The 25,118-nt window shown below is 71.0% G+C and carries 20 protein-coding genes; 7 read left to right on the top strand and 13 right to left on the bottom strand.

What is annotated here, in order from left to right; all coding sequences use genetic code 11:
• Positions 1-4 precede the first annotated feature (4 nt).
• The gene (locus ACW5EG_RS13770) at positions 5-1,822 is read right to left on the bottom strand and encodes a putative nucleotidyltransferase substrate binding domain-containing protein (RefSeq protein WP_457018958.1); all 1,818 of its coding nucleotides are present in this window, start codon (positions 1,820-1,822) and stop codon (positions 5-7) included.
• Between the two features lie 108 nt (positions 1,823-1,930).
• Here ACW5EG_RS13770 and acs point away from each other — a divergent pair, with 108 nt between their 5' ends.
• Positions 1,931-3,874: an acetate--CoA ligase gene (acs, locus tag ACW5EG_RS13765; RefSeq protein ID WP_457021905.1), complete on the top strand. Its 1,944-nt coding sequence runs from the start codon at positions 1,931-1,933 to the stop codon at positions 3,872-3,874.
• An 87-nt stretch (positions 3,875-3,961) separates the two neighbouring features.
• Entirely contained in the window at positions 3,962-4,630 is a 669-nt protein-coding gene (locus ACW5EG_RS13760; protein ID WP_457021903.1) for a response regulator, read from the top strand.
• A 116-nt stretch (positions 4,631-4,746) separates the two neighbouring features.
• Here ACW5EG_RS13760 and ACW5EG_RS13755 read toward each other — a convergent pair whose 3' ends face one another.
• From ACW5EG_RS13755 to ACW5EG_RS13720, 8 genes are all read right to left on the bottom strand, one after another.
• Positions 4,747-8,211, bottom strand: a complete 3,465-nt coding sequence (locus ACW5EG_RS13755) for a NahK/ErcS family hybrid sensor histidine kinase/response regulator (RefSeq protein ID WP_457021901.1) — start codon at positions 8,209-8,211, stop codon at positions 4,747-4,749.
• A 358-nt stretch (positions 8,212-8,569) separates the two neighbouring features.
• Positions 8,570-8,734 (bottom strand): 50S ribosomal protein L33, encoded by a 165-nt coding sequence (gene rpmG, locus ACW5EG_RS13750; RefSeq protein WP_332704704.1) that lies wholly within the window; start codon positions 8,732-8,734, stop codon positions 8,570-8,572.
• Between the two features lie 10 nt (positions 8,735-8,744).
• A complete protein-coding gene (gene rpmB / locus ACW5EG_RS13745) occupies positions 8,745-8,981 on the bottom strand; it encodes a 50S ribosomal protein L28 (protein ID WP_149103333.1) in 237 nt (78 codons plus the stop codon).
• Between the two features lie 258 nt (positions 8,982-9,239).
• On the bottom strand, positions 9,240-11,948 hold the full coding sequence (locus ACW5EG_RS13740; protein WP_457021899.1) for a bifunctional acetate--CoA ligase family protein/GNAT family N-acetyltransferase: 2,709 nt from the start codon (positions 11,946-11,948) through the stop codon (positions 9,240-9,242).
• 265 nt (positions 11,949-12,213) lie between these two features.
• Complete coding sequence (locus ACW5EG_RS13735; RefSeq protein WP_457021897.1) at positions 12,214-13,122, bottom strand: ParB/RepB/Spo0J family partition protein; 909 nt, start codon at positions 13,120-13,122, stop codon at positions 12,214-12,216.
• Positions 13,119-13,943, bottom strand: a complete 825-nt coding sequence (locus ACW5EG_RS13730; RefSeq protein ID WP_457018952.1) for a ParA family protein — start codon at positions 13,941-13,943, stop codon at positions 13,119-13,121. Before ACW5EG_RS13730 ends, ACW5EG_RS13735 begins: the two co-directional genes overlap by 4 nt.
• A 179-nt stretch (positions 13,944-14,122) precedes the next feature.
• On the bottom strand, positions 14,123-14,764 hold the full coding sequence (rsmG, locus tag ACW5EG_RS13725) for a 16S rRNA (guanine(527)-N(7))-methyltransferase RsmG (RefSeq protein WP_457018951.1): 642 nt from the start codon (positions 14,762-14,764) through the stop codon (positions 14,123-14,125).
• A 102-nt stretch (positions 14,765-14,866) separates the two neighbouring features.
• Entirely contained in the window at positions 14,867-15,457 is a 591-nt protein-coding gene (locus tag ACW5EG_RS13720) for a 4'-phosphopantetheinyl transferase family protein (protein ID WP_457018950.1), read from the bottom strand.
• A gap of 88 nt (positions 15,458-15,545) precedes the next feature.
• On the opposite strand from ACW5EG_RS13720, the gene ACW5EG_RS13715 reads away from it, so the two are divergent.
• The 5 genes from ACW5EG_RS13715 to ACW5EG_RS13695 all read left to right on the top strand — a co-directional run bounded on the left by ACW5EG_RS13715 (position 15,546) and on the right by ACW5EG_RS13695 (position 19,472).
• Entirely contained in the window at positions 15,546-16,925 is a 1,380-nt protein-coding gene (locus ACW5EG_RS13715) for an AMP-binding protein (RefSeq protein ID WP_457021895.1), read from the top strand.
• Positions 16,926-17,257: 332 nt separating this feature from the next.
• Complete coding sequence (locus tag ACW5EG_RS13710; RefSeq protein WP_457018948.1) at positions 17,258-17,524, top strand: GlsB/YeaQ/YmgE family stress response membrane protein; 267 nt, start codon at positions 17,258-17,260, stop codon at positions 17,522-17,524.
• 228 nt (positions 17,525-17,752) lie between these two features.
• The gene (locus ACW5EG_RS13705; RefSeq protein WP_457018947.1) at positions 17,753-18,193 is read left to right on the top strand and encodes a PepSY domain-containing protein; all 441 of its coding nucleotides are present in this window, start codon (positions 17,753-17,755) and stop codon (positions 18,191-18,193) included.
• Between the two features lie 191 nt (positions 18,194-18,384).
• Positions 18,385-19,029 (top strand): DUF5671 domain-containing protein, encoded by a 645-nt coding sequence (locus ACW5EG_RS13700; protein WP_457018946.1) that lies wholly within the window; start codon positions 18,385-18,387, stop codon positions 19,027-19,029.
• Positions 19,026-19,472 carry a hypothetical protein gene (locus tag ACW5EG_RS13695; protein ID WP_457018945.1) on the top strand — a complete coding sequence of 149 codons (447 nt, stop codon included), beginning with the start codon at positions 19,026-19,028 and terminating at the stop codon, positions 19,470-19,472. The genes ACW5EG_RS13700 and ACW5EG_RS13695 overlap by 4 nt, the downstream gene beginning before the upstream one ends.
• A gap of 17 nt (positions 19,473-19,489) precedes the next feature.
• Here ACW5EG_RS13695 and xth read toward each other — a convergent pair whose 3' ends face one another.
• From xth to ACW5EG_RS13675, 4 genes are all read right to left on the bottom strand, one after another.
• Positions 19,490-20,263, bottom strand: coding sequence for an exodeoxyribonuclease III (xth, locus tag ACW5EG_RS13690; RefSeq protein ID WP_457018944.1), 774 nt, complete (start codon positions 20,261-20,263; stop codon positions 19,490-19,492).
• Positions 20,264-20,313: 50 nt separating this feature from the next.
• A complete protein-coding gene (locus ACW5EG_RS13685; RefSeq protein WP_457021893.1) occupies positions 20,314-22,488 on the bottom strand; it encodes a putative bifunctional diguanylate cyclase/phosphodiesterase in 2,175 nt (724 codons plus the stop codon).
• Positions 22,489-22,768: 280 nt separating this feature from the next.
• Positions 22,769-23,683, bottom strand: a complete 915-nt coding sequence (locus ACW5EG_RS13680) for a hypothetical protein (RefSeq protein WP_457021891.1) — start codon at positions 23,681-23,683, stop codon at positions 22,769-22,771.
• Positions 23,684-23,686: 3 nt separating this feature from the next.
• A complete protein-coding gene (locus tag ACW5EG_RS13675; RefSeq protein ID WP_457018941.1) occupies positions 23,687-25,102 on the bottom strand; it encodes an aldehyde dehydrogenase family protein in 1,416 nt (471 codons plus the stop codon).
• Positions 25,103-25,118: the final 16 nt, after the last annotated feature.

Raw genomic sequence — 25,118 nt, 5'->3', positions numbered from 1 at the left:
GCCTTCAGTCCCGCAGGTGGAAGCTTTGGCGGACGCGGGCGCGGAAATCCTTGACCACGTGCAGCGCGTCGCGCATCAGTTCGCGATCGAGCCGGCGCAGGCGCGCGGGATCGATGTGGTTGCCGGGTTCGCGGCCGTCGGCCAGTGCGGCGAACTGTGCGTCCAGGCGCATGTGCTGGAACACGTTGAGCGCCTGCGGCAGGTCGCGGCCCAGCGCGGGCGACAGTTCGCCGCATTCGACCAGCGCGGCGCAACGCTCGCGGCTGGCGGTGGCGGCGATGCCATGGCGCAGCGCGAGGCAGCGCAGGCCGTGCACCACCGGGAAGATGCCGCCCTTCTTGATGTCGGTGCCGCTGCCGCCGCTCCTGACCCGGCCGAAGAAGGTCAGCGGCGTATCGAACTCGAGCGTGGCCGCGGCCAGGTGATGGAGCAGGATGTCGTCCCCGCCCAGCGCCATCAGCGCATCCTTGACCGGCCCGAACAGCGCCGCGTTGCCGGCGATGGGGCGCGCATCGAGCGCGATCGACAGGTCCAGCGCGCCATGGCCGCCATGCACGTGCTTCCACTGCCCGATGCGCTGGCGCCACTCGGCCGCGCGCATGCGCCAGTGCGGATTGTCGACCATCACCCGGCCGGGGCAGGGCGGATAGCCGACCTTCGCCAGCGCTGCGCTGAAACGGTCCATCGCCTCCGCAAGCCCCGGCCAGTCCAGGTCGTCGGCCAGCACCAGCGCATTGTCCTGGTCGGTCTTGAGCAGCTGCTCGCGGCGCCCTTCGCTGCCCATGACCAGCAGGCAGATGCGGTCGCGCAGCTCGACCGGGATCACCAGCTCGAAGATGCGGCCCATGATGCGGCTGTTGAGCGCGCTCACCAGCTCCATCATGTAGGGGATGCGGGTGCCGTTGACGTTCAGGCTGCGCACGAGGTGCGTCATGCCGGAGGCAGCCCTGGCGATGGCGTCGATATCGCGGGCGCGGGCCAGGCCCAGGCTGATCAGGTGCGAGTGGCTGGCGAAGTGCGCCAGCACTTCGGCCATGCCGAGCGTGCCGGCGATCCGGCTGCCTTCGGTGACCACCACGCGCTCGATCTGGCGCTCGGTCATGTCGATCAGCGCCTGGAACAGCACTTCGCCGGTGCCGATCGTGGCCAGCGGGCGGCTGGCCAGCGGACCGATCGGCGTGTCCAGCGGCAGGCGCAGCTGCGTCAGCGCTTCCAGCAGGTCGGTGCGGGTGACGATGCCGGGGGTGTCGTGCGCACGGTCGTAGACCAGCAGGCAGTCGACGCGCCGCTCGCGCAGGCGCGCGCTGGCCTCGGCGATGGTGGTCGTCGCGTCGACGCGCTCCGGGGGAGCGAGGTCGGCTTCCCCGACCCGGATCACCATCAGTTCGGCGGCTTCGCGTCGTTCACTGCCGTTGGAGAGCCGGCCCTTGGTGGCCAGTCCCTCGTTGAAATACGCCGCGACGCCCGGGTTGTCGGCCAGCAGCTGGCGGAAGGTGTCGGCCGGGACCAGATGGCTGAGGCAGTCGCCTTCGCTGCGGTAGCTCAGGCGCGCGCGTCCGGCCATGACCGCCCATGCGCCGATGACGTCGCCCGGCCCGTAGTCGGCGAAGCGCTCCTCGCGGCCGCGGTCGTCCACCTGGAAGGCGTGGACCAGGCCCTTGAGGATGATGAAGACGTGGGCCGAGGGTTTGCCCGCCTCGATCAGGGTGGTGCCGCCGGGGTGGAAACCGATGTCGACGCTGGCCTCCAGGCGCCGGCGACTCGCGTCATCGAGCAGGTCGAAGGGCGGCAGGCTCAGGTCCAGGCCGGGAACGGGGTCCATGGCGCATTGTGCGTCGCCCGCGCCGGGCGCGGAATAGACGAAGGTCTAAAACGCGTCGCGCTGCAATGCGGCAAACTGCAGCGGCCACGTTCCAGAGGATGATCCGCCATGTCCGATATCTATCCCGTTCCCGAGGCCTTCGCCGCACAGGCCAACGTCAAGCCGGCCGACTACGAGCGCGACTACGCCGAGTCCATCCGCGATCCGGATGCGTTCTGGGGCCGCATCGCGCAGCGCCTGGAGTGGATGACGCCGCCCACCCGCATCCGCGACGTCAGCTTCGACCGCAAGGATTTCCGGATCCAATGGTTCGCCGACGGCGAGCTCAACGTCAGCGTCAACTGTCTCGACCGCCACCTTGCCGCCCGCGGCGACAAGACCGCGCTCATCTTCGAACCCGACAGCCCCGACGGCGAGGCACTGCGCGTCAGCTACCGCGACCTGCATGCCCGCGTCTGCCGGCTGGCCAACGCGCTGCGCAGCCTCGGCATCGGCAAGGGCGACCGCGTCACCATCTACCTGCCGATGATCGTCGAGGCCGCGGTGGCGATGCTGGCCTGCGCCCGCATCGGCGCGGTGCACAACGTGGTGTTCGGCGGCTTCTCCGCCAATTCCATCGCCGACCGCGTCGGCGACTGCAAGGCCAAGCTGATCATCACCGCCGACGAAGGCCTGCGCGGCACCAAGAAGGTGCCGCTGAAGGCCAACGTCGACGCCGCGCTCAAGCTGCCCGGCACCACCACCGTCGAAACCGTGCTGGTGGTGCGCCACACCGGCGGCGCGGTCGACATGCAGATGCCGCGCGACCGCTGGTACGACGCCGTGGTCGACAGCCAGCCCGACACCTGCGAGCCCGAGCGCATGAACGCGGAAGACCCGCTGTTCATCCTCTACACCTCCGGTTCCACCGGCAAGCCCAAGGGCGTGCTGCACACCACCGGCGGCTACCTGCTGTTCGCATCCTTCACCCACGAATGCGTGTTCGACCTCAAGGACGACGACGTCTACTGGTGCACCGCCGACGTCGGCTGGGTCACCGGCCACAGCTACATCGTCTACGGCCCGCTGGCCAACGGCGCCACCTCGCTGATTTTCGAGGGCGTGCCGAGCTATCCGGACGCCTCGCGCTTCTGGCAGGTGGTGGACAAGCACCAGGTCACCATCTTCTACACCGCGCCCACCGCGATCCGCGCACTGATGCGCGAGGGCGACGAGCCGGTGAAGCGCACCTCGCGCAAGTCGCTGCGCCTGCTCGGCAGCGTCGGCGAGCCGATCAACCCCGAAGCCTGGCGCTGGTACCACGACGTGGTCGGCGACGGCCGCTGCCCGATCGTCGACACCTGGTGGCAGACCGAGAACGGCGGCATCCTGATCTCGCCGCTGCCCGGCGCCTGGCCGACCAAGCCGGGCTCGGCGACGCTGCCGTTCTACGGCGTGCAGCCCGCGATCGTGGACCCGGCCGGCAACTTCCTCGAGGGTGAGGCCGAGGGCAACCTGGTCATCCTCGACGCCTGGCCGGGCATGATGCGCACCGTCTACGGTGACCATGAGCGCTTCTTCGACACCTATTTCGCCGCGTATCCGGGCACCTATTTCACCGGCGACGGCTGCCGCCGCGATGCCGACGGCTACTACTGGATCACCGGCCGCGTCGACGACGTGATCAACGTCAGCGGACACCGCATCGGTACCGCCGAAGTCGAGAGCGCGCTGGTGCTGCACCCGAAGGTCGCCGAGGCCGCGGTCGTGGGCTTCCCGCACGACATCAAGGGCCAGGGCATCTACGCCTACGTGACCCTGGTGGCGGGCGAGGTCGAAAGCGACGAGTTGCTCAAGGAACTGGTCGCGCACGTGCGCAAGGAGATCGGACCGATCGCCTCGCCCGACTTCCTGCAGTGGGCGCCGGCGCTGCCGAAGACGCGCTCGGGCAAGATCATGCGCCGCATCCTGCGCAAGATCGCCGAGAACGCGCCGGACCAGCTGGGCGACACCAGCACGCTGGCCGATCCGTCGGTGGTCGATTCGCTGGTGAAGAACCGCCACGGCGCCTGACCCGTTGCCCGTGGCGACATCTGTCATATCCGCGCCGGTGCTTCGCCGGCGCCGTGATCCGTCCTGCAGGAGGCGGGGCTTCGCCGCATGACCACGATCCTTGTCGCCGACGACCATCCGCTGTTCCGCGAAGCGCTGCGCGGCGTGGTGGGCCGCAGCATTCCCGACGCCGATCTGCATGAGGCCGAGAATGCCCAGGGGCTGTACGCCATGGCCGACGCCCATCCCGACGCCGACCTGCTCCTGCTCGACCTCAACATGCCCGGCGCGCAGGGCTTCAGCGCGCTGGTGCACCTGCGCGGCCTGCACCCACAGCTGCCGGTGGTGATGGTGTCGGCGCGCGAGGAGCCGGCGGTGATCCGTCGCGCCCTCGACCACGGCGCGATGGGCTTCATCCCCAAGTCGTCCAACGCCGAGGCGCTGGGCGCGGCGCTGCGGCAGGTGCTGGACGGCGATCGCTGGGTCCCCGAGATCGCCGGCTCGGCGCCTGAAACGGCGCCGGACGAACGCGATGTCGCCGCACGCATCCGCGAGCTCACGCCGCAGCAGTTCCGCGTACTGCAGATGCTCGGCTCGGGCAGGCTCAACAAGCAGATCGGCTACGAGCTGGGCGTATCGGAGGCCACGATCAAGGCGCACATGAGCGCGATCCTGCGCAAGCTGGGTGCATCCAACCGCACCCAGGCGGTGCTGATGGCGGGACGGCTTTCGGTCGATCCCGAGCCGCTGGTGCCGCTGGACGACGAGGGCGAGTAAGCCGGACGCGGCTGGGGATTCATCGAGCGGCCTTGTCCCATGTAGGAGCGGCTTCAGCCGCGATTCCGGTCAGGCCTGCGAGGAATCGGATGGATCAATCGCGGCTGAAGCCGCTCCTACAGCGGGCCGGAATCCGCGTGCGTCTCAACGCGGCGCATGGCGGTCAGGAAGGCGCGCAGCGAGGCCGGCTTCACCGGCTTGGTCAGCACCCGGTAGCCGCGCAGGCGCGCGGCCTGCTTGAGCGCATCGCTGCCGTCGGCGGTGAGCAGCGCGCCGGGGATCTGGCGGCCGGCGGTCACGCGCAATGCGTCCAGCGTGTCCAGCCCGTCGAGCCGGTCGTGCAGGTGGTAGTCCACCAGCAGCACGTCCGGCGGCGACTGCACGACCTTCTCCAGCGCCTCGTCGACGGTGGTCGCCAACACGGTGGCGACCTGCCAGCGCGAGAGCAGCGCCTCCATGCCGGCCAGGATGTCGCGGTCGTTGTCCACGCACAGCACGCTCAGCCCGTCCAGGGACTGGCCGATCTCGACGCGGGCCGCGCCGATGGGACGCTCCGCCAGCGCCGCGCCGCGCGGCACCACGATCGAGAACATGCTGCCGCGCCCGACCACCGAGCGCGCGTCCAGCGCGTGCCCGAGCAGGCGCGAAATGCGCTGGCAGATCGACAGGCCCAGGCCCAGGCCGCGCCCGTCCCAGTCGAACGGCTGCTCGTAGCGGTGGAACTCGTCGTAGATCTGGCGCATGTGGTGCTCGGGAATGCCGGGACCCGAATCCCAGACCTGCAGCGCGACCTGGTCGCCACGCGGGCGCACCGCCAGCACCACCCGGCCGCGCGGGGTGTAGCGCAGCGCATTGGCGATGAAGTTCTGCAGCACCCGGCGCAGCAGCCTGCGGTCGCTGCGCACCGACTGCAGCGGCGCATGCACGCGCATGCTGATCGAGCGCGCCGCCGCCATCGGCGCGTACTGGGCGGCCAGCTCGCGCAGCAGCGCGCCTGCGTCGAAATCGACGATCTCGGGCTTGAGCTTGCCGGCGTCCAGGCGCGAGACGTCGAGCAGGCCGTCGAGCAGGTCTTCGGCCGCCCGCAGCGCGGTGTCCACGCGCTCGGCCAGGTGCGCCTGCTCCTGTGGCCGCGTGCTCTCGCGCAGCGCCGAGGTGAACAGGCGCGCGGCATTGAGTGGCTGCAGCACGTCGTGGCTGACCGCGGTGAGGAAGCGCGAGCGCGACTCCTGTGCGATCTCGGCCTCGCGGGTGCGTTCGGCCACGCGCTGCTCGAGGTGCTCGTTGATCTCGCGCAGCTCGCGCTCCACGCGCTTGTAGTCGGTGACGTCGCTGTAGCTGGTGGCATAGCCGCCGCCGGGCAACGGCTGACCGCGCAGCTCCAGCACCTGGCCGCTGCCGCGCACGCGCTCGCTCACGTGCGCCGAGCCGGCGCGCATGTAGCCGATGCGCTTGTCCACCTCGGCCTCGATCTCGGGCGGGCCGAGCGCGCCGAGTTCGCCGCGCTCGGCGTTGTAGCGGATCAGGTCGGCGACCGGGCGGCCGATGTAGAGCATGCCGTCGGGATAGCCGAACAGCTGCTGGTAGCGGCGGTTCCAGGCCACCAGGCACATGTTGCTGTCGACCACGCTCACGCCCTGGTCGATGTTTTCCAGGGTGTTGGACAGGATCTCCCGGTTGAAGCGCAGCTCCTGCCCGGCTTCGTCGAGCACGGCCACGACCTCGCCGACCTCCATGCCCGAGCCCTTGAGCACGCTGGTCACCACCAGCCGCGCCGAGGCCGCGCCCACGGCCGCCGCCAGCAGGCGTTCGGTGAACTGCACCCAGTTGCGGTCGGCGCGTGACTGCGGCTGCAGTTCCTGCGCCAGTTCGTGCGCGTGCTGCTCGAACGCGCGCTGCGCGGTGCGCTCGCCGACGATGCGGCTGGCCAGCACCAGCAGGTCGCCGAGGGTGACGTTGCCCTTCCATTCGCCGCCCGACAGCGCACTGCGTTCGGCATAGGGGTCGAGGAAGGGCGCGGCGCGCAGGCGCTCGTCGAGGTTGGGGCGCCAGCGCGCCGACACCAGCAGCAGCGCGCCGATGTTGCACAGCAACGACCAGAAGGTGCCGTGGGTCAGCGGGTCCCAGCCCCACAGCCCGAACAGCTGGCGCGGCCGCAGCCAGTGGATGCCGAACGGCCCGTCGCGCACCCAGGTCGGATCAAACCAGCCGGCATCGGTGAGCGTCGGCAGCAGCAGCGTGTACAGCCACACCGCGAATCCGAGCAGCAGCCCGACCTCGGCGCCGCGGCGGCTGGCGCCGTGCCAGTACAGCCCACCGATCAATGCCGGCGCGAACTGGGCAACCGCGGCGAAGGACATCAGCCCGAACGAGGCCAGCGACGCGTCGCTGCCGCTCGCGCGGTAGTAGCCCCATGCCATGCCGGCGATGCAGATGATGGCGATGCGGCGGATCCACAGCACGGTCGCGGCGACGTCGCCGCCGTGGCGTTCGGCCCAGCCGCGGCGCAGCAGCAGCGGCATCACCAGGTCGTTGCTGACCATGGTCGCCAGCGCCACGCTGGCCACGATCACCATGCCGGTGGCGGCCGAGAAGCCGCCCACGTAAGCCAGCAGCGCCAGCGTGTCGCGCTTTTCCGCCAGCGGCAGGGCGAGCACGAAGCTGTCCGGTGCGACGTCGCCGGCGTTGCCGAACAGCACCATGCCGGCGCTGGCGATCGGCACCACCATCAGCGTGACGATCACCAGGTAGGCGCCGAACATCCAGCGCGCGAGACGGATGTCGGCCACGTTGCCACATTCGACGATGGCCACGTGGAACTGCCGCGGCAGGCAGAAGATCGCGGCAAACGCGAGCAGGCTTTGCGCGGCGAAGCCGACCGGCGGGGCCACGTCGATCAGGGCGCGGGTGGCGGCCACGTAGTTGATGTCGCGCGCGCCCAGCCAGTTGGTCGCGAAGAGGCCGACCGCGACCAGCGCCACCAGCTTGACCAGCGATTCGAGCGCGACCGCGAGCATCATGCCCGGCCGGTGTTCGGTGGCATCGACCTGGCGGGTGCCGAACAGGATCGCGAACAGCGCCATCAGCGCCGCCACGTACAGCCCAGGGTCGCCCAGCGCCGGGCCGTTGGGGTCCTGTCCGGCCAGCACGACGACGCTGATCGCCACCGCCTTGTACTGCAGTGCCAGGTAGGGCACCGCGGCGATCAGCGCGATGGTCGCCACCAGCGCGGCCAGCGGCTGCGAGCGGCCGAAGCGCGAGGCGATGAAGTCGGCGATCGAGACCGTGTTCTGGCTCTGTGCCACCTTGGCCATGCGCTCGAGGATGCGCCAGCCGAACAGCAGCAGCAGCAGCGGGCCCAGGTAGATCGGCACGTAGCCGATGCCCGAGCGCACCGCGGTGCCGACCGCGCCGTAGAAGGTCCAGGACGAGCAGTACACCGCCAGCGCCAGGCTGTAGACCAGCGGGCGCAGCCAGGGGCGCTGCGGATACAGCGGATAGCGGTCACCGATCCACGCCACCGCGAACAGCAGTGCCGCGTAGCCCACCGATACCAGCAGCAGAACCCAGCCTGGCAGCATCCACCCTCCCCCGATTGATGCGCGCGGGGAGTGTAGCGCGGGCTGGTTGGGGCACCGCTCCCGCTCCCTTCCCCGCCTGCGGGGGAGGGTTGGGGTGGGGGAGCCCGGAGCACGTCACGGCGGACCCGGCCCCCATCCCGACCTTCCCCCGCAAGCGGGGGAAGGAGCCCAAGGCATGCCGCTGCGGTCCCCGCGCGAAATCCCGACGATGTACTGCGCCGGCAACGAAAAAGCCCGCCTTGCGGCGGGCCTCTCCGGGTCTGGAAAGCAGAAACCCGCCTTGCGGCGGGTTTCCCTGGACCCCCGCGTTCGCGGGGGTGACTTACGGCAGCCACGCGCTGCGCGCGTGGGCCGTCAGTCACTTGATCTTGCCTTCCTTGTAGATCACGTGCTTTCGGACGACGGGATCGTACTTCTTGATCTCCATCTTGGCGGGGGTGTTCTTCTTGTTCTTGTCCGTGGTGTAGAAGTGGCCGGTGTTGGCCGACGAAATCAGACGGATCTTGTCGCGCTTGCTTGCCATGTTCTACTCCTTAGACCTTCTCGCCGCGCTTGCGCAGGTCGGCGAGCACGGCGTCGATGCCGTTCTTGTCGATGGTGCGCAAGGCAGCCGCGGAAACGCGCAGCTTCACCCAGCGGTTTTCGCTGGCGACCCAGAACCGGCGTTCGTGCAGGTTGGGCATGAAGCGGCGGCGGGTTTTGTTCATCGCGTGCGACACGTTGTTGCCGGTCGTCGTACGCTTGCCAGTGACTTGGCAGACTCGGGACATTGCACACCTCGGATTGTCATGGTGCCCCCCTTGGCCAGGAAGGCGGCGGCCCCGGCGGGCACGGCGCAAGGCCATGCCTGCCACGCGTTGCGGGTCAGGCTCGCTGGTGCGGAGGCGGGCGGAAGGTCGCGTGTCCGGCCGCTCCGGGCCCGGAACACGTAGGGTCCGGGCGCAGCGAGCCGGGCATTATGCCCGCTGCCGGGGCTGTGGACAAGGCGTGCGTGGCGCCCGCTCGCGGACCGGGCTGGACTGGCTGGCTCAGGGGCCCGGCGCGGCGCCGGCCGCGACCGGCAGGCGCACGACGACCAGCCCCGGATCGTCCGGATCGGACTGCATGGCGAAGCCCAGCTGCGTGCACATCGCCAGCATGCCGCGGTTCTGCCGCAGCACCTGGCCTTCGACCTCCTCCAGCCCCAGCCAGCCGGCGACCTCGATCATGATCGTCATCAGCTGGCGGCCCAGGCCCTGGCCCTTGAGGTCGGAGCGCACCAGGATCCCGTACTCGCCGGCCCGGTAGTTGGCGTCGGCGTGCAGGCGCACCGCGCCCAGCATCGCGCCGGACTGGTCCAGCGCCAGCAGCGCGATCGAACGCGCGTAGTCCATCTGGGTGAGCCGGGCGATGAACTCGTGGCTGAAATGCTTCACCGACTGGAAGAAGCGCAGCCGCAGGTCCTCGTCGGTGACGTGGGTGAAGAACTCGCGGAACAGCTCATCGTCCTCGGGCCGCACCGGGCGCACGAAGGCGGGCTGGCCGCTGTCCAGGGTGATCGTGCGCTCCCACTCGCTGGGGTAGGGGAAGATCGCGAAGCGCGGATGGCCGCGGCCCCGGTGCAGCGCCTGCACCGGGCCGACCAGGATCCGCGCATCGACTGCGACCGCGCCGTCGGCATCGGCCAGCAGCGGGTTCAGGCTCATCTGCCGGATCTCCGGCACGTCGGCGGCCAGCTGCGCCAGCTTCACCAGCGCCAGCGCGACCGCGCGCTCGTCGGCGGCGGGCTGGTTGCGGTGCGCCTTGAGCCGTCGCGCCACGCGGGTGCGCCCGATCAGCTCGTGGGCCAGGCGCAGGTCCAGCGGCGGCAGCGCCAGCGCCAGGTCGTCGACCACGCGCACCGCGGTGCCGCCGCGGCCGAACACGATCACCGGGCCGAACACCGGGTCGTCCGCGATCGCGGCGATGAGTTCGCGCGCCTGCGGCCGATCCACCATCGCCTGCACGGTGACGCCGCGGATGCGCGCATCGGGCCGGCGTTCGCGCGCCAGCCGCAGCACGTCGGCGGCGGCGTCGCGCACGGACTGGGCGCTGCCCCGGTTCAGGCGCACGCCATCGACCACGGTCTTGTGGGGGATGTCGGGCGAATCGATCTTCACCGCGACCGCGCGGCCGGCTGCGAGCAGCGGCATGGCGGCCTCGACCGCGCCTTCGGGATCGGAGGCGGCCAGCGGCGCCTCGTATGACAGGCCGTAGGCGGCGAGGATGTGCGCGGTCGCCTGGGGATCGAGCTGGACCTCCCCGCGCGCCACCGCGGCCTGCACCAGTGCGCGTGCGGTCGTCGCATCGACGGTGAAACCGGCCGGCAGGCTGGGCGGGGTTTCCATCAGCGCCTGCTGCGCCTCGCGGTAGTGCACCAGGTGCATGAAGCCGTGCACGGCCTCGGTTTCGGTGGCGTAGCTGGGCACGTGCGCGGCGTGCAATACCGCGCGCGCGGCCGGATCGTTGGACAGCCATACCGCGAACACCGGCTTGCGCGCGGCCGCGCCACGGCGCTGCGCCAGCACGCCAGCCAGTGCCTGCGCCGATTCGGTGGGCGCGGAAAACGCGGTCGGCACGTTCACCACCAGCAGCGCGTCGTTGCCGGGGTCAGCCAGCAGCGCTTCGACCGCGGCTGCATAGCGCGCGCCGTCGGCGTCGACCACGATGTCGACCGGGTTCTTCCCCGACCAGCCGCCCGGCAGCAGACCCTCCAGGGTCTGCACCGTATCGTCGGCCAGCGTCGCCAGGGTGCCGCCCATCTGCTGCAGCTGCTGCGCGGCCAGCACGCCCACGCCGCCGCCGTTGCCCAGGATCGCGAGGCGCCGGCCGGGGAAGGTGCGCAGCGTGCCGAGCGTCTCGGCGGCGGCGAACAGGTCGTCGAGCGCGTCGACCTGGAGCAGGCCGGCACGGCGGAACGCGGCCGCGTGCACCGCCGCCGACGGCGCCAGCGCGCGCATCCCGATCTCGGCAATGCTCTGCGGCGGCTGCGGCCGCGCCGACTTCACCACCACGACCGGCTTGGCGCGTGCCGCCGCGCGCGCGGCCGACATGAACTTGCGGGCATCGCCAACGTGCTCGACGTAGAGCAGGATCGAGCGCGTGTGCGGATCGGTGGCGAGGTAGTCGAGCAGGTCGGCGAAGTCCACGTCCAGCGCGTCGCCGAGCGACACCACTTTCGAAAAACCCACCGAGCGCGCCGTGCCCCATTCGATCAGCGCCGCAGCGATCGCGCTGGACTCGGACACCAGCGCCAGTTCGCCCGGCTGCGGCGTGCTGGCGGCGATGCTGGCGTTGAGTCCGGCGTGGGTGGAGACGATGCCCAGGCAGTGCGGCCCGAGGATGCGCATGCCGCGCGGGCGCGCGGCGCGATCGATGCGCGCGTGGAAGGCCTCGCGGCCGGGGCCGAGTTCGGCGGTGAGCAGCACGGCCGCGCCGACGCCGAGCGCTGCGGCCTCCTCGACCAGCTCCGGCACCACCGCGGGCGGCGCGGTGATGATGGCCAGGTCGGGCACCCAGCCCAGGTCGCGCAGGCGGCGCACGGTGGCGATGCCGTCGATCTCGCGGTGGCGCGGGGTGACCCAGCCGATCCTGCCCGCATAGCCGGATGCGGCGAGGTTGCGCATCACCGCGCGCCCGGCCGAGCGATCGCGCGGACTGCCGCCGACGACCGCGACCGAGGCCGGGGCAAACACCGAATCCAGGCGCCAGGTACTCATGGATCGACAGTATCGCGCAGCCCATTGCCCGGGCATGACGGCGCGTCGGGACAGCCGAAGCGCTGGACCTCTCGCACGCCATCCCGGCGCACGTCGGTCGGACGCCGGCCGCCAGCAAGGAAATGGCGACAAGCACCTGTCATTTCGACCGGAGGGAGAAATCTGCTGTCCCCCGCCGCCGGATTTCTCCCTTCGGTCGAAATGACAAGCCGGCCTCGCGCATCCGCCTGGCCGCGGCGAACGGGGTCGCATGCGCGCCCACGCACTACCGGCTGCGCAACCGCTCCAGCACGCCGTCCAGCGCGTCCAGGTTGGCGTAGTGGATCACCAGCTTGCCCTTGTTGGTGCGGCCGTTGTGGATGCTGACCTTGGCGCCGAGCGCCTCGGACAGTTCGTTCTCCAGGGTGGAGATGTCGGGGGCGGTGGCCTTGCCGGTGGACTTCTTCTTCGACGAACCGGGCAGCTTGCCGGCGGCGAACTGCGCCGCGCGGTGCTCCACCTCGCGCACCGACCAGCCGTGTTCGGCGGCCTCGTTGGCCAGCTTCACCGCCAGCTCCGGCGCCAGCGTCAGCAGCGCGCGCGCATGGCCCATCTCCAGCCGCCGCGCCTCCAGCAGGACCCGGATCGCGGCCGGCAGTTCCAGCAGGCGCAGCAGGTTGGACACCGCCGCGCGCGAGCGGCCGACGGCGCCGGCGGCGGCGGCGTGGGTGAGGTCGAATTCGTCGATCAGCCGCTGCAGTGCCTGCGCCTCTTCCAGCGGGTTGAGGTCCTCGCGCTGGATGTTCTCGATCAGCGCCATCGCGATGACGGTGCGGTCGTCGACCTCGCGCACCACCGCCGGGATCTCGGCCAGGCCCGCTTCCTTGGCGGCGCGCCAGCGGCGTTCGCCGGCGATGATCTCGTAGGTGCGATCGGGCAGGGCGCGCACCACGATCGGCTGGATCACGCCCTGGGCCTTGATCGACTCGGCCAGCTCGGTGAGCTTGCCCGCATCCCACTGTCGGCGTGGCTGGTACTTGCCGGCACGCAGCGCGTCGACCGGCAGCGTGCGCAGCGTGTCGTTCTCGGTGGCCTCGAGCTTCGGCGCCTCGGCCGCGCCCTTGGGGCCGAGCAGGGCTTCCAGGCCCCGGCCGAGGCCGCGTTTCTTGGCGGGCGCTGGCTTGGCGGTGCTCATGCCGGGGTCTCCGTCACATCCGGTTCCTTCTGCGGGGTCTGGCGGGCGGCCTGCTCGCGTTCGCGCCGGCGACGCTCCACCTCGCCGGCCAGGCCAAGGTAGGCGATACCGCCGCGCGAGCTGCGGTCGTAGCCGATGATGCTCTGGCCGTGGCTCGGCGCTTCGGCCAGGCGCACGTTGCGCGGCACGATGGTGCGGAACACCTTGTCGCCGAAATGCTGGACCAGTTCGGCCGACACCGCGTTGGCCAGGTTGTTGCGCACGTCGAACATGGTGCGCAGCACGCCTTCGATCTCGAGCTGCGGGTTGAGCCGCGCCTTGAGCGCGTCGATCGTCTCCAGCAGCGCGCTCAATCCTTCCAGCGCGTAGTACTCGCACTGCATCGGCACCAGCACCGAGTCGGCCGCGGTCAGCGCGTTGAGGGTGAGCAGCGACAGCGCCGGCGGGCAGTCGACGATGATGTAGTCGTAGCGCGGGCGCAGCGGTTCGAGCGCGCGCTTGAGGCGCTGCTCGCGGCCGTCCTCGTCCATCAGCTCGATCTCGGCCGCGGTCAGGTCGCTGTTGCCCGGCAGCAGGTCGTAGCCTTCGGCGGTCTCGACGATCGCATCCTCGGCGTGCAACTCCTCGAGCAGCACGTCGCAGGTGGACGCGTGCAGGTCGCGCTTGTCGATGCCGCTGCCCATGGTCGCGTTGCCCTGGGCGTCGAGGTCGATCAGCAGCACCCGCCTGGGCGTGGCCGCGAGTGCGGCCGCCAGGTTGACCGCGGTGGTGGTCTTGCCGACGCCGCCCTTCTGGTTGGCGATGGCGATGATGCGGGCCATGGGTCCGGGTGCCTTTGGTTGCGGCGGGGAGTTGGCCGCAGGGCGCGGCCCGGACGGGGGATTATGCCGCGCCGCGGCCCAATGCGGCGCGTCGATGCCAAACCCGCCGCCGCGGGCGCCGTTCCCGGACGTACCGCGCGCTTTTCCGTTCCGACAGGCGCCACGGGCAGCCGCCGGCCTCAGTCCTGCCGTTCGACCACCACCAGGTGGCGTTCGGCCGCCAGCCCCGGCACCTGCAGCGGATGGACCGCCTGCGCCCGCCAGCCGGCGGGCAGGGCGGCGATCTCCGCGTCCGGGCGTACGCCCTTCATCGCCAGCAGGCGGCCGCCGGGGGCCAGCAGGTGGCCGCCCACGGCGAGGATGTCGGCCAGCGTGGCCAGCGCGCGCGCAGTGATCGCGGCATACCCGCCGGCTTCGTCCAGCGCCTCGGCGCGGCTCTCGGCCACCCGCGCATTGCCCAGTCGCAGCGTCCGCACCGCTTCGCGCAGGAAGCGCGCCTTCTTGCCGCTGGACTCGACCAGGGTCACCTGCAGGGCCGGAAACGCGAGCGCCAGCGGGATGCCGGGCAGGCCGGGCCCCGTGCCGAGGTCGGCCAGGGTGTCGATGCCGGCCACGTGCTGGTGCATCGCCAGCGAATCGAGCAGGTGCAGGGTGACCATCTGCCGCGGCTCGCGGATCGCGGTGAGGTTGTAGGTCGCGTTCCAGCGCTGCAGCAGGGTCAGGTAGTCGAGCAGCGGCGCGGCCAGCGCCTGGTCCAGGCCGAGCGTGGCGAGCCCGGCTTCGAGTTCGGCGCGCAGCGCCGGGGCGTTGGGATCGGTCATGCCGCCATTGTAGGAGCGGCTTCAGTCGCGATGCCCTTGCCTCCCGATTCCCGATTCCCGATTCCGGATCCACAGCCAAGGCTTTCGCGGCTGAAGCCGCTCCTACAATTGTGGGCGCCAGGCCAGGGTGGCCAGGTAGTCGGGGACGGGGCTGAACGCGTGCAGGCGCCAGTCGTCCGGCGCGCCCAGGGCCGGATCGCAGGCGCTCAACCGCCAGCCCTCGCCGTCGCGGCTGAACTCCAGCCGCTCCAGACCGAAGGCGATGCCGCGGCCATGGGCCTTGAGCACCGCCTCCTTGGCGCACCACAGGCGCACGAACCAGCGCTCGGCCTGGTCGTGCGGCAGGGCGGCCAGCGCGTCGGCCTCGCCGGCGGTGAAGAAACGCCGCGCCAGGGTCATCGCGTTCGGGCGCGGTCGCAGCCATTCGATGTCGGCGCCCACGCGCGCGCCCTGGGCCAGCGCCACCAGCAGGCGCTCGCCGCTGTGGCTCCAGTTGGCGTCATGGTCGAGCGCCGACGGCGCCAGCTGCGGCCGGCCGTGCGCGTCGCGGTGCAGGCCCAGCGTGGCTTCGGGCGTCGCAAGCGCCTGCGCCAGCCAGCGCCGCGCCTGCGGCTCGGCCGGCGTGCCGCGGCGATAGGGGAACCAGGCGCAGCGGACCGGGCCGATGGCGAGGCTGTGTTCGATGCTGGACATGCGGAAAGGCGCGGGTTCTTCGTCGAAACGACGCGCCAGCGTAAGCTAGGCGGCGTGGCGGCGTGAACGGAACCGCCGGTCCAGGCGCATGGCGGCAGTCATCCAGCACAGCACACAGCCGGTTTCGACGGGCGCTCCGCTGCCGGCAGGCGCGGACGCGCAGTGCTTTGCCTTCGATGCGGCTGGCGCCACCACGCGGGCGCGGTTCGCAGCCCATGTGCGCGCGCTGGCCGCGCGCCTGCCCGATGCCGGGCATGCGGTGAACCTGTGCGAGGACCGCTACCGTTTCCTGGTCGCATTCTGCGCGGTCGCCGTGCGCGGCCAGGTCAACCTGCTGCCATCCAGCCGCACACCTGCGGCGATCGACGAGGTGCGCGCGCAGTATCCCGACAGCTACTGCATCGGCGACGGCGATGCCTGCGGCTGCGTGGTGGGGCTGCAGCCGGACGCGCACTTCGTGACCTTGCCGCTCGAACTGCCCGCGCTCGACGGCGCGCCGCTGCAGGTCGATGACGCGGCCGTCGTCGCGATCGGCTTCACTTCCGGCAGCACCGGCCGGCCCACGCCCAACGCCAAGACGATGGGCTCGTTTCGCACCAGCACCGCGCAGAACCTCGCCGCGCTGGCCAGCCTGTGGCCGGCGGGCGCAGCGCCCAGCGTGGTGGCGACCGTGCCGCCGCAGCACATGTACGGCGTGGAGCTGTCGGTGATGCTGCCGCTGCTCAGCGCTGCCGCCGTGCATCGCGGCCGTCCGTTCTTCCCCGACGACATCGCCCGTGCGCTGGCCGAGGCGGAGGCGCCGCGCCTGCTGGTGAGCACGCCGGTGCACCTGCGTGCGCTGCTCGAGTCCGGCGTGTCGCTGCCGCCGCTGGCCGGCATCGTCACCGCGACTGCGCCGCTGGGCCAGGAACTGGCGGCCGAGGCCGAGGCGCGCTTCGGCTGCGAGGTGCGCGAGACCTTCGGTTCCACCGAGACCTGCATCTTCGCCTTCCGCCGCACGGCCCGCGACGTGGCCTGGACGCCGTATCCCGGCGTGCGGCTGCAGCCGTGCCCGGACGGCACCCTGGTGTCGGCGGCGCATCTTGCGCAGCCGGTACTGTTGGCCGACCTGGTCGAACTGCAGGCGGACGGCGGCTTCGTGCTGCGTGGCCGCCAGGCCGACCTGCTCGAGATCGCCGGCAAGCGTGCGTCGCTGGCCGACCTCACCCGGCGCCTGCTGGCCGTGCCGGGCGTGCGGGATGGCGCGATGTTCCAGCTCGAGGCCGGTGCCGGCGGCGTGCGCCGCATCGCTGCGGTCTTCGTCAGCGAGACGCTTGACGAGGCCGCGGTGCGCGAGGCGCTGCGGCACGGCATCGATCCGGTCTTCCTGCCGCGGCCACTGCGCCGCGTCGCCACCCTGCCGCGCAACGAGACCGGCAAGCTGCCGCGCGCGGCGCTGCTGGCGTTGCTGCACTGCGGCGAAGCCTAGTCCGGCGAAAGGCCGGCAAGCCGCGCGCCACTCGCGTGCGGCGGGAAATCCCGCAGCAGCGGGACTGGTTGATCCCGCTGTCCCGGTGCAGGGCGTATTCACCGCGTTGACATGCATTGACTGCGGCCTTGCTCGCGCAGCACGGTCGCGCTGCGCGGAATGCACCGCGATCATCCGCCGCTGGATTCGTGCGTCATGCCGCTGGGGGCGGCGGCATCCGCGAGATATCGCCGCCCGCGCGGCGCGCATCCACTGACATGGCCCTCACGATCCCGCTGCCAGCATGGCTCGCACTCCGAACAGGAGTCCCACACCTTTACCGGGAGACAGGTATGAACATCATCATCTGGCTGATCGTCGGCGGCATCGTCGGCTGGCTGGCGAGCATCATCATGAAGCGCGATGGCCAGCAGGGCATCCTGCTCAACATCGTCGTCGGCATCGTCGGCGCCCTGATCGGTGGCTGGTTGATCGGCCCGTGGCTCGGCGCCGGTTCGATCAACGCCGGCATCACGGTTATGAGCTTCGTCGTCTCGCTGATCGGCGCGGTGATCCTGCTCGCGATCATCAACCTGTTCCGCCGAGGTAGCGTCCGCTGACGCGACCACGTCACGCACGGACGCACTGAAGGCCCGGCTATCGCCGGGCCTTCTTTTTGTCCGCGTTCCGGTTCCAACCCGGCCCGTGTCGCCGCTCCCTGGCCGCACTCGTCTTCGCGTCACGACCGCATCGCTGAACTGCCGCCGACCCGTCCCGGCCGCCTTCACCGGGGTTTGCAGTCCGACCATCCAGCATGCGCACTCCTACGCAAATGTCAGGAATCCAACATGTCCAAGCGAGCCGTTTTCCGTCCCACCGCCCTTGCCATGGCGGCCACGATGCTTGTTGCGGGCCTGCCGGCGATGGCGCAGGACGCGCTGACGGCCGCCGAAGTGCGCGCCAAGCTCGAGGTGCAGGGCTATACCAATGTCAATGACGTGGAGTTCGAGGACGGTGTCTGGACCGCCGACGCGCGCAGCGCCGACGGCAACCGCGTCGACCTGTCGATCGATCCGAAGACCGGCGAGGTCTATCCCGACGAGCAGGTGGCAACCCAGGGTGAGGCCGACATCGAGGCCAAGCTCACGGCCGCCGGCTACGCCAATGTGCATGACATCAAGTTCGACGACGGCGTCTGGAAGGCCGAGGCCGAGGATGCGCAGGGCAAGGATGTGGAGCTGCGCCTCGACCCGGACACGGGCAAGGTGATCGGCAAGGTGCGCGACTGAGCCTGATGCAATGGCGACGGCACGCCCGCGGGCGTGCCGTTGGCGTTATCGAACCGGCCAGTTGCACCTCGCGCGCGGCCGGGTGGTTCCATGCACCGCGAGGTCGACGGATCCTCTACCCGCGTTGCCGGCCTTGACCGGCGCGCCCGGCCGGTGCAGCGTCGACACCCCAACGCGCAACGGCAGAACCCATGGCATCGGCCACGCAGGAACTCGAACGCTTCGTCCATGACGCGCTGGCCGCAGGCGCCTCGCGCCAGGAGGTCGAAGCCACGCTCATCTCTGCCGGCTGGCCGGCCGAGCAGATCCGTGCCCCGCTTGCGGCTTGGGCCGATGTCCCTTTTGCCGTGCCCGTGCCCAGGCCGCGCCCGTACCTGTCCGCGCGCGATGCCTTCCAGTACCTGGTGCTGTTCACCACGCTGTACCTGTCGGCCTGGCACCTGGGCAGCCTGCTGTTCGACCTGATCGAGATCCTGCTGCCCGATTCTGCCGACCCTGCCTACCGCGTGCAGGGTCTGCAACGCTCGATGCGCTGGTCGGTGGCCACGCTCGTGGTGGCGTTCCCGGTGTTCGCATTCACCGCGCATCGCATTGGCCGAGAGCTCGGGCGCGACGCGTCCAGGCGCCTGTCGGCGGTGCGCCGCTGGCTGACGTATCTGACCTTGTTCATCGCCGCCGCGGTGCTGATCGGCGACCTGATCACCCTGGTCTACAACGTGCTTGGCGGAGAGCTGAGCCTGCGCTTCGGACTCAAGGTGCTGGTCGCCGCGCTGATCGCCGGCGCGATCTTCGCGTGGTATCTGGGCGACCTGCGTCGTGAGGAGCGCGACGCATGATCCGGGCCGATGGACGTGCCCTGGTCGCCGTTGCCGCGGTGGTGATCGTCGCCACCGTGGCGGCTGCGCTGATGGTGGGCGGATCGCCCGCGCAGCAGCGCGATGCGCGGATGGACGCGCGGCGCGTGCAGGACCTGCAGCGCATCGAGGCGGCAGTGCAGGCCTACGCGCGCCAGCACGACGCGTTGCCCGACGCCTTGGATGGACTCGATCAGGCGACCGACCACAGCCTGTCGCTGGTCGAGCCGGACACGGGAACCGGTTACGGCTATGGAATCGAAGGGGCCGAACGCTACCGCCTCTGCGCGGTGTTCATCACCGACAGCCGCGGCGGGCGCCACGGACGTGGCGATCAGGTTGCCGAAGGCTGGCAACACCCCGCGGGCCCGCACTGCTTCCAGCGGCGTCTGGCCGCACGGTCGCCAGCTGCCGACGCGCGCTGAGCGAACTTGCGCCGCACTCAGCCGGCGAGCGTGACCCACGCCGGCGCGTGGTCGCTGGGCCGTTCCCAGGTGCGCGGCTCGCGGTCGACGCCCGACTCCACCGCTTGCGCACGCAGCGCGTCCGAGACCAGGGTCAGGTCGATGCGCAGGCCGAGGTTGCGGCGGAACGCCGCCTGCCGGTAGTCCCACCAGCTGAAGATGCCGGCCTCGTCGCTGTGCAGGCGGAAGGCATCGTGCAGCCCCAGCGCCTGCAGCCGCGCCAGCGCCGCGCGCTCGGCGGTCGAAGTCAGGATGTGGTGCTCGTTCCAGACGGCGGGGTCATGCACGTCGCGCGCATCCGGCGCGATGTTGAAATCGCCCAGCACCACCATCCGCGGATGTCGCTGCAGCTCGTCGGCCAGCCATCCGTGCACCGCGTCCAGCCAGCGCAGCTTGTAGGCGTACTTGTCCGTGCCCACGTCCTGGCCGTTGACCACGTACAGGTTGACGATGCGCACGTCGCCCACGGTTGCCGCGATCACCCGCTGCTGCTCGTCCTCGAAGCCGGGGATACCGTACTGCACCTCGCCGAGCGTGCGCTCGCGGGCCAGGATCGCCACGCCGTTGTAGGTCTTCTGCCCGCAGAACACGCTGCGGTAGCCCAGCGCGGCCAGCGCATCATCGGGAAAGCGCGCATCGTCGATCTTGGTTTCCTGCAGGCCCACCACGTCCGGCGCGAACGACTTCAGCCACTGCGTGAGGTGCGGCAGGCGCACGTTGAGCGAATTGACGTTCCAGCTGGCGATGCGCATTTCGACGATATCCGTCCGACCACCGCTGATTATGCCGGTTCGCGCGCTGGCTACTGGATTCCCGCGACCGCTGCCCCGTCGCGCAGCAGTTGCTCGACATCGGATTCCTCCAGCGGCGGGCCCAGCAGGAAGCCCTGGCCGTCGTCGCAGGCCAGCGCGCTCAGTTCGGCGAGCTGCCCGGCGTCTTCGATCCCGGCGCCGACCACGCTCATGCCCAGGCCGTGGGCGGTGGCGATCACGGCGGCCACGACTTCACGCTGGCGCAGGTCGGTGAAGCGCCCGAGCTTGACCACGCTGACCGGGATCCTGGGCAGCCGCGCCAGCGAGGTCACCGAGGCGCCGAAATCGTCCACCGCCAGTTCGACGCCGACGCGACCGAGCTCGTCCAGCGCTGCCGCGACCCGGGCGTCGTCGTGGATCAGCTCGCGCTCGCTGATCTCCAGGCGCAGCGATGACGGCGCGACGCCATGCGCCTTCAGCGCGGCGCGGACCTGATTGGCGAACCCCGCCGCCCGCAGCTGGCTGCCGGAGACATTGACCGCCATCTTCAGCGGCGCCGCATCGGCGCGCAGGCCAAGACCCTGCGACCAGGCCGCCAGGCGGCTGCATGCGGTGTCGAGCACCCAGGCGCCGATCAGCCCCATCAGCCCCATGCGCTCGGCGGTGGCGAGGAAGTCGCCCGGCAGCAGGGTGCCGCGGGTCGGGTGCCGCCAGCGCAGCAGCGCCTCGAAGCCGAGCACGCGCTGGTCCGCGAGCGAGAGCAGCGGCTGGTAGGCGAGGGCGAGCTGGCCGCGGCCGAGCGCGTGCTGCAGGTTGGTCTCGAAGCGCAGCTGGTCGCCGACCTCGCCGTCGGCGCTGGGGTCGAACATGTAGAAGCCGTTGCGACCTTGCTGCTTGACCCGGTACATGGCGGTATCGGCGTCACGCAGCAGGTCGCTCGCCCGCGTCGTCGCGTCACGGGTGGCGGCTACGCCAACGCTGGCCGACAGGCGCACCTGCAGTCCCGAGGCCAGGTCAAACGGTTCCGCCAGGGCGCGCACCATCCGGCCTGCGATCTCGCGCACGTTGCGGTCGGTGTTCACGTTCTCGCACAGCACCACGAACTCGTCGCCGCCCAGCCGGGCCACGGTGTCCTCGCGGCGCGCCAGCTTGCACAGCCGCCGCCCCAGTTCGACCAGGACCTCGTCGCCCACCTCGTGCCCGTAGGAATCGTTGACCGCCTTGAAGTGGTCGATGTCGACGAAGATGAGGGCAACATGCCCCGGCACCCGGGAGATGCGCAGCAGCGACTGGCCCAGCCGGTCCATCAGCAGGTAGCGGTTGGCCAGGCCCGTCACCGGGTCGTGCAGGGCCTGGTGGGCGAGCGCCCGCTCGGCCAGCTTGCCCACGGTGACGTCGCGGGTGGAGCTGAGCACGCCGATGACGGCGCCGGACAGGTCCGTCTCGGGCGACAGGGTGCTGTGGAACCAGCCCTCCCCGCCGTCGGGCATGATCATCGAAAACTCGAATTCGCCTGGCGTTCCCGTGTTCAGCACCTGGCGCAGTGCCGCTTCCCAGCCCGCGGTCGCCTCCGTGTCGGGCCCGATTTCGCGGTCGGTTCGGCCGACCAGTTCCGCCAGCGGCCTGCCGCGCAGGCGCTCGCCGGCGGGGTTGATATACCGGTAGCGAAGGTCCGGTGCGTACTGGGCGATCGCGTCGGAGGATCCATTGAGCACCGAACGCAGCTGCGCCTCGACGCGTGCGAGCCCGGCATTGGCGGCAGCCGACCGCTCGGCCAGCCGCTCCATCGCCTGTTCGGCGACGACCCGCCGGGTGATGTCGCGCGAGATGCCGAAGGTGCCGATGATCGTGCCGTCGAGGTCGCGCAGCGGGAACTTGCTGGTAGCCACCCAGCGCGTGGGCCTGTCGACGAAGCTCTCGCGCTCTTCCTGGTTCACCATCGGCACGCCGGTGCGGATGATGCGCTGCTCGTCGGCAAGCGCGGCGGCGGCGTGCACTTCGTCGAACAGGTCGAAGTCGGTGAGCAGGTATATCTGTGCCTGCGTGTAGCCGTGCAGTTCGGCCATGCCCAGGCTGACCCGGATGAAGCGGCTCTGCAGGTCCTTGAAATAGATGACCTCGTCACCTGCATCGAGCAGGTTGCTGATCCAGACCTGGTCCATCGGCTGCCCATCGGGCGCAGGTGGAAACGGCGGTGGCGGGCCGGGGAGGTCGTGCGGGCTCATCGTCCCGGCTGCCGTTGTGGGTGCCCCGCGGGGACCAGTCGCCCCGCCCGCCGGCCAGGAGCGCACGGCCGCGACTTGGCGAACGCATACCGCAACTGGTCCGGCGGCGGGTATCCGTGGACTGCAGGCATCCGGGACTGGCGGCGCATGGCCATGCTCATGGAATCGCGATGTTGGCGGGCGGGGTGTCTCGCTTCTGTAACGGCGGTGTGCGTTGTTCCTGAAGGGCGCGCGCTGCCGGCGGACGTTTGCAGTCCCGGTCCTGCCGCGCCCTGACGGCTCAGGCGAGCCCGCGCGCCTGCAGGATCCGCCACACCGCGGTCCTGGCGTCGAAGTCGAACCGGGGCAGGTTGAGCGGGTGCAGGTCGGTCAGCAGCAGCGAGCGCCAGTAGCGCTGTACCTGTCGTGGCAGCGCCGGCCAGCGTGCCTCTGCCGGCGCGACGGCGTCGGGCGTGATGCCGCGCAGCCACGCTACGACCGCAGCCGCATCGCCACCCGCTGCCCGCTGTTCGGGGCGCGTGGCGTGCAGCAGGCGCGCCACCAGGCCTTCATAGGCCAGTCCCGGCACCGAGGTGGCCTCGAGGCTGGCTGGCGCCAGCGCCGCCGACGCATCCTCCACGCCCGGCAGGCCGTCGTGCCAGCACCGGTACAGCCTTCGCATGCCGATCAGCCAGGGCGCGGGCGCGACCGCAGCCGTTGGCGCCACGACCGCGATGCAGGGCAGGCGCTGTCCGGTCATGGCCAGCTGCGCGGCGACGCCCTCGCCCGCCCCGCAGACCAGCATCAGGTTGCAGCGCGTGGCGATGTTGAGGGCGGCCAGGTGCGGGGCCAGCTCACGCCAGGTGATCCGCTCGGTCTGGCCGTCGTGGCTCGGACCTTCCACGCCGTCCGCGTCGCAGCGGGCGTCCAGGTGCAGGATCGGGCTGGCCCTGGCGTCGCGCGCGAACCAGGTGGCGGCCTTGATCGCGGCGACCAGGTCGTTCCTGCCGCGACACGCGACCAGGCGTGACCAGCCCGGATAGCGCGCCTGCAGCCACTGCCGCAGCGCCGTCCCGGGCCTGGGCCCGTCGTCGCTGCGCCACTCGACGATCCAGACCCCGGTCGTTGCGAGCGGCTGCAGCGGCGGCGGCCGCGGCAGGCTGTCGCGCAGTTCGATCTCTGCATCGTCCAGCTCACGCGGGAGCGGCGCGTCCATGGCTCAACGCACCAGGAAATCGATGAGCCGGGCCACCCTTGCATACGGCGGCCTGAGCAGGTCGCTGCCGGCGCGGCGCGGCTGCCACAGCACCGGCAGCTGCTTGCCCATCGCGTCGAAACCGGCGCGGCCGTGGTAGGCGCCCATGCCGCTGGCGCCGATGCCGCCAAAGGGCAGGGCGTCGATGCCGAAATGGACCAGGGTGTCGTTGACGGTGACGCCGCCGGCCAGGGTGGCGCGCAGGATCTTCTCGACGCTGGTGCGCTCTTCGCTGAAGAGATACAGCGCCAGTGGCCGTTCGCGCGCGTTGACGAAGGCGATGGCGGCATCGAGCGAATCCACGCGCACGATCGGCAGGATCGGGCCGAAGATCTCCTCGCGCATCAGCGGCGCGTCCGCATCCGGATCCAGCACCAGGGTCGGCGCGAACAGGCGCTGCGAAGCGTCGTGTGCATCGGCCAGCGCCAGCACCTGCAGGCCCCGCGCGCGGGCGTCGTCGAGGTAGGCCTGCAGGCGCGCGAACTGGGCGTCGTTGATGATGCGGCTGTAGTCGTCGGTGTCACGGAAGTCGCCGTAGCGCGCAGCCACTTCCACGCGCAGCGCCTGCACCAGCGTGTCGCGGCGCGCGGCATTGCCCACCAGCAGCACGTAGTCGGGCGCGATGCAGGTCTGGCCGGCGTTGAACCACTTGCCGGTGGCCAGCCGCGCGGCCACGCGCTCGATGGAGATGTCGGCGCACACGATCGCCGGCGACTTGCCGCCCAGTTCCAGCGTCAGCGGCGTCAGGTTGGGCGCGGCGGCCGCCATCACCTTGCGCCCGACCGCGGTCGAGCCGGTGAACACCAGGTGGTCCAGCGGCAGCGCGGCGAAGGCGGCGGCGAGGTCGGCATTGCCGGTGGCCACGGCGACGCGGTCGGCCGGGAACACGTCGGCCAGCAGCGAACGCAGGAAGGCCGCGCTGCGCGGGGTGTGTTCGGAGGGCTTGAGGAAGACGTGGTTGCCGGCGGCGATCGCGGTGGCGAGCGGGATCAGGGCCAGGTTGACCGGGTAGTTCCAGGGCGAGATCACGCCGACCACGCCCACCGGCTCGCTGCGCAGCTGCGCGCGCGCCGGCCAGAAGCGCCAGCCCACGGCCACCCGGCGCGGGCGCATCCAGCCACGCAGGTGGCGGCGCAGGTGGTCGATCCCGGCCAGCACGGTCGCGCCGTCGGCCACCAGCGACTCATGCCGCGAGCGGTGGCCGAAGTCGGCGGCGATCGCATCGGCCATTTCCGGCAGCCGCGCCCGCAGCGCGGCGCGCAGGCGCGAGAGGTCGCCGCGACGCTGGTCCAGGTCCGGCTTCGCGTCCTGCCAGGCGCTGCGCAGTCGCGCGAGGGTCGGGGCCAGCTCGGCGAGCGGCGTGTCGGTGTCGGCTTCCATGCGCGGCAGTGTAGTC

The organism is Luteimonas sp. A611 (genome assembly GCF_054072715.1).
Note: the sequence above shows the minus strand (reverse complement) of the source record. Positions and strands in the feature narration are given on the sequence as shown.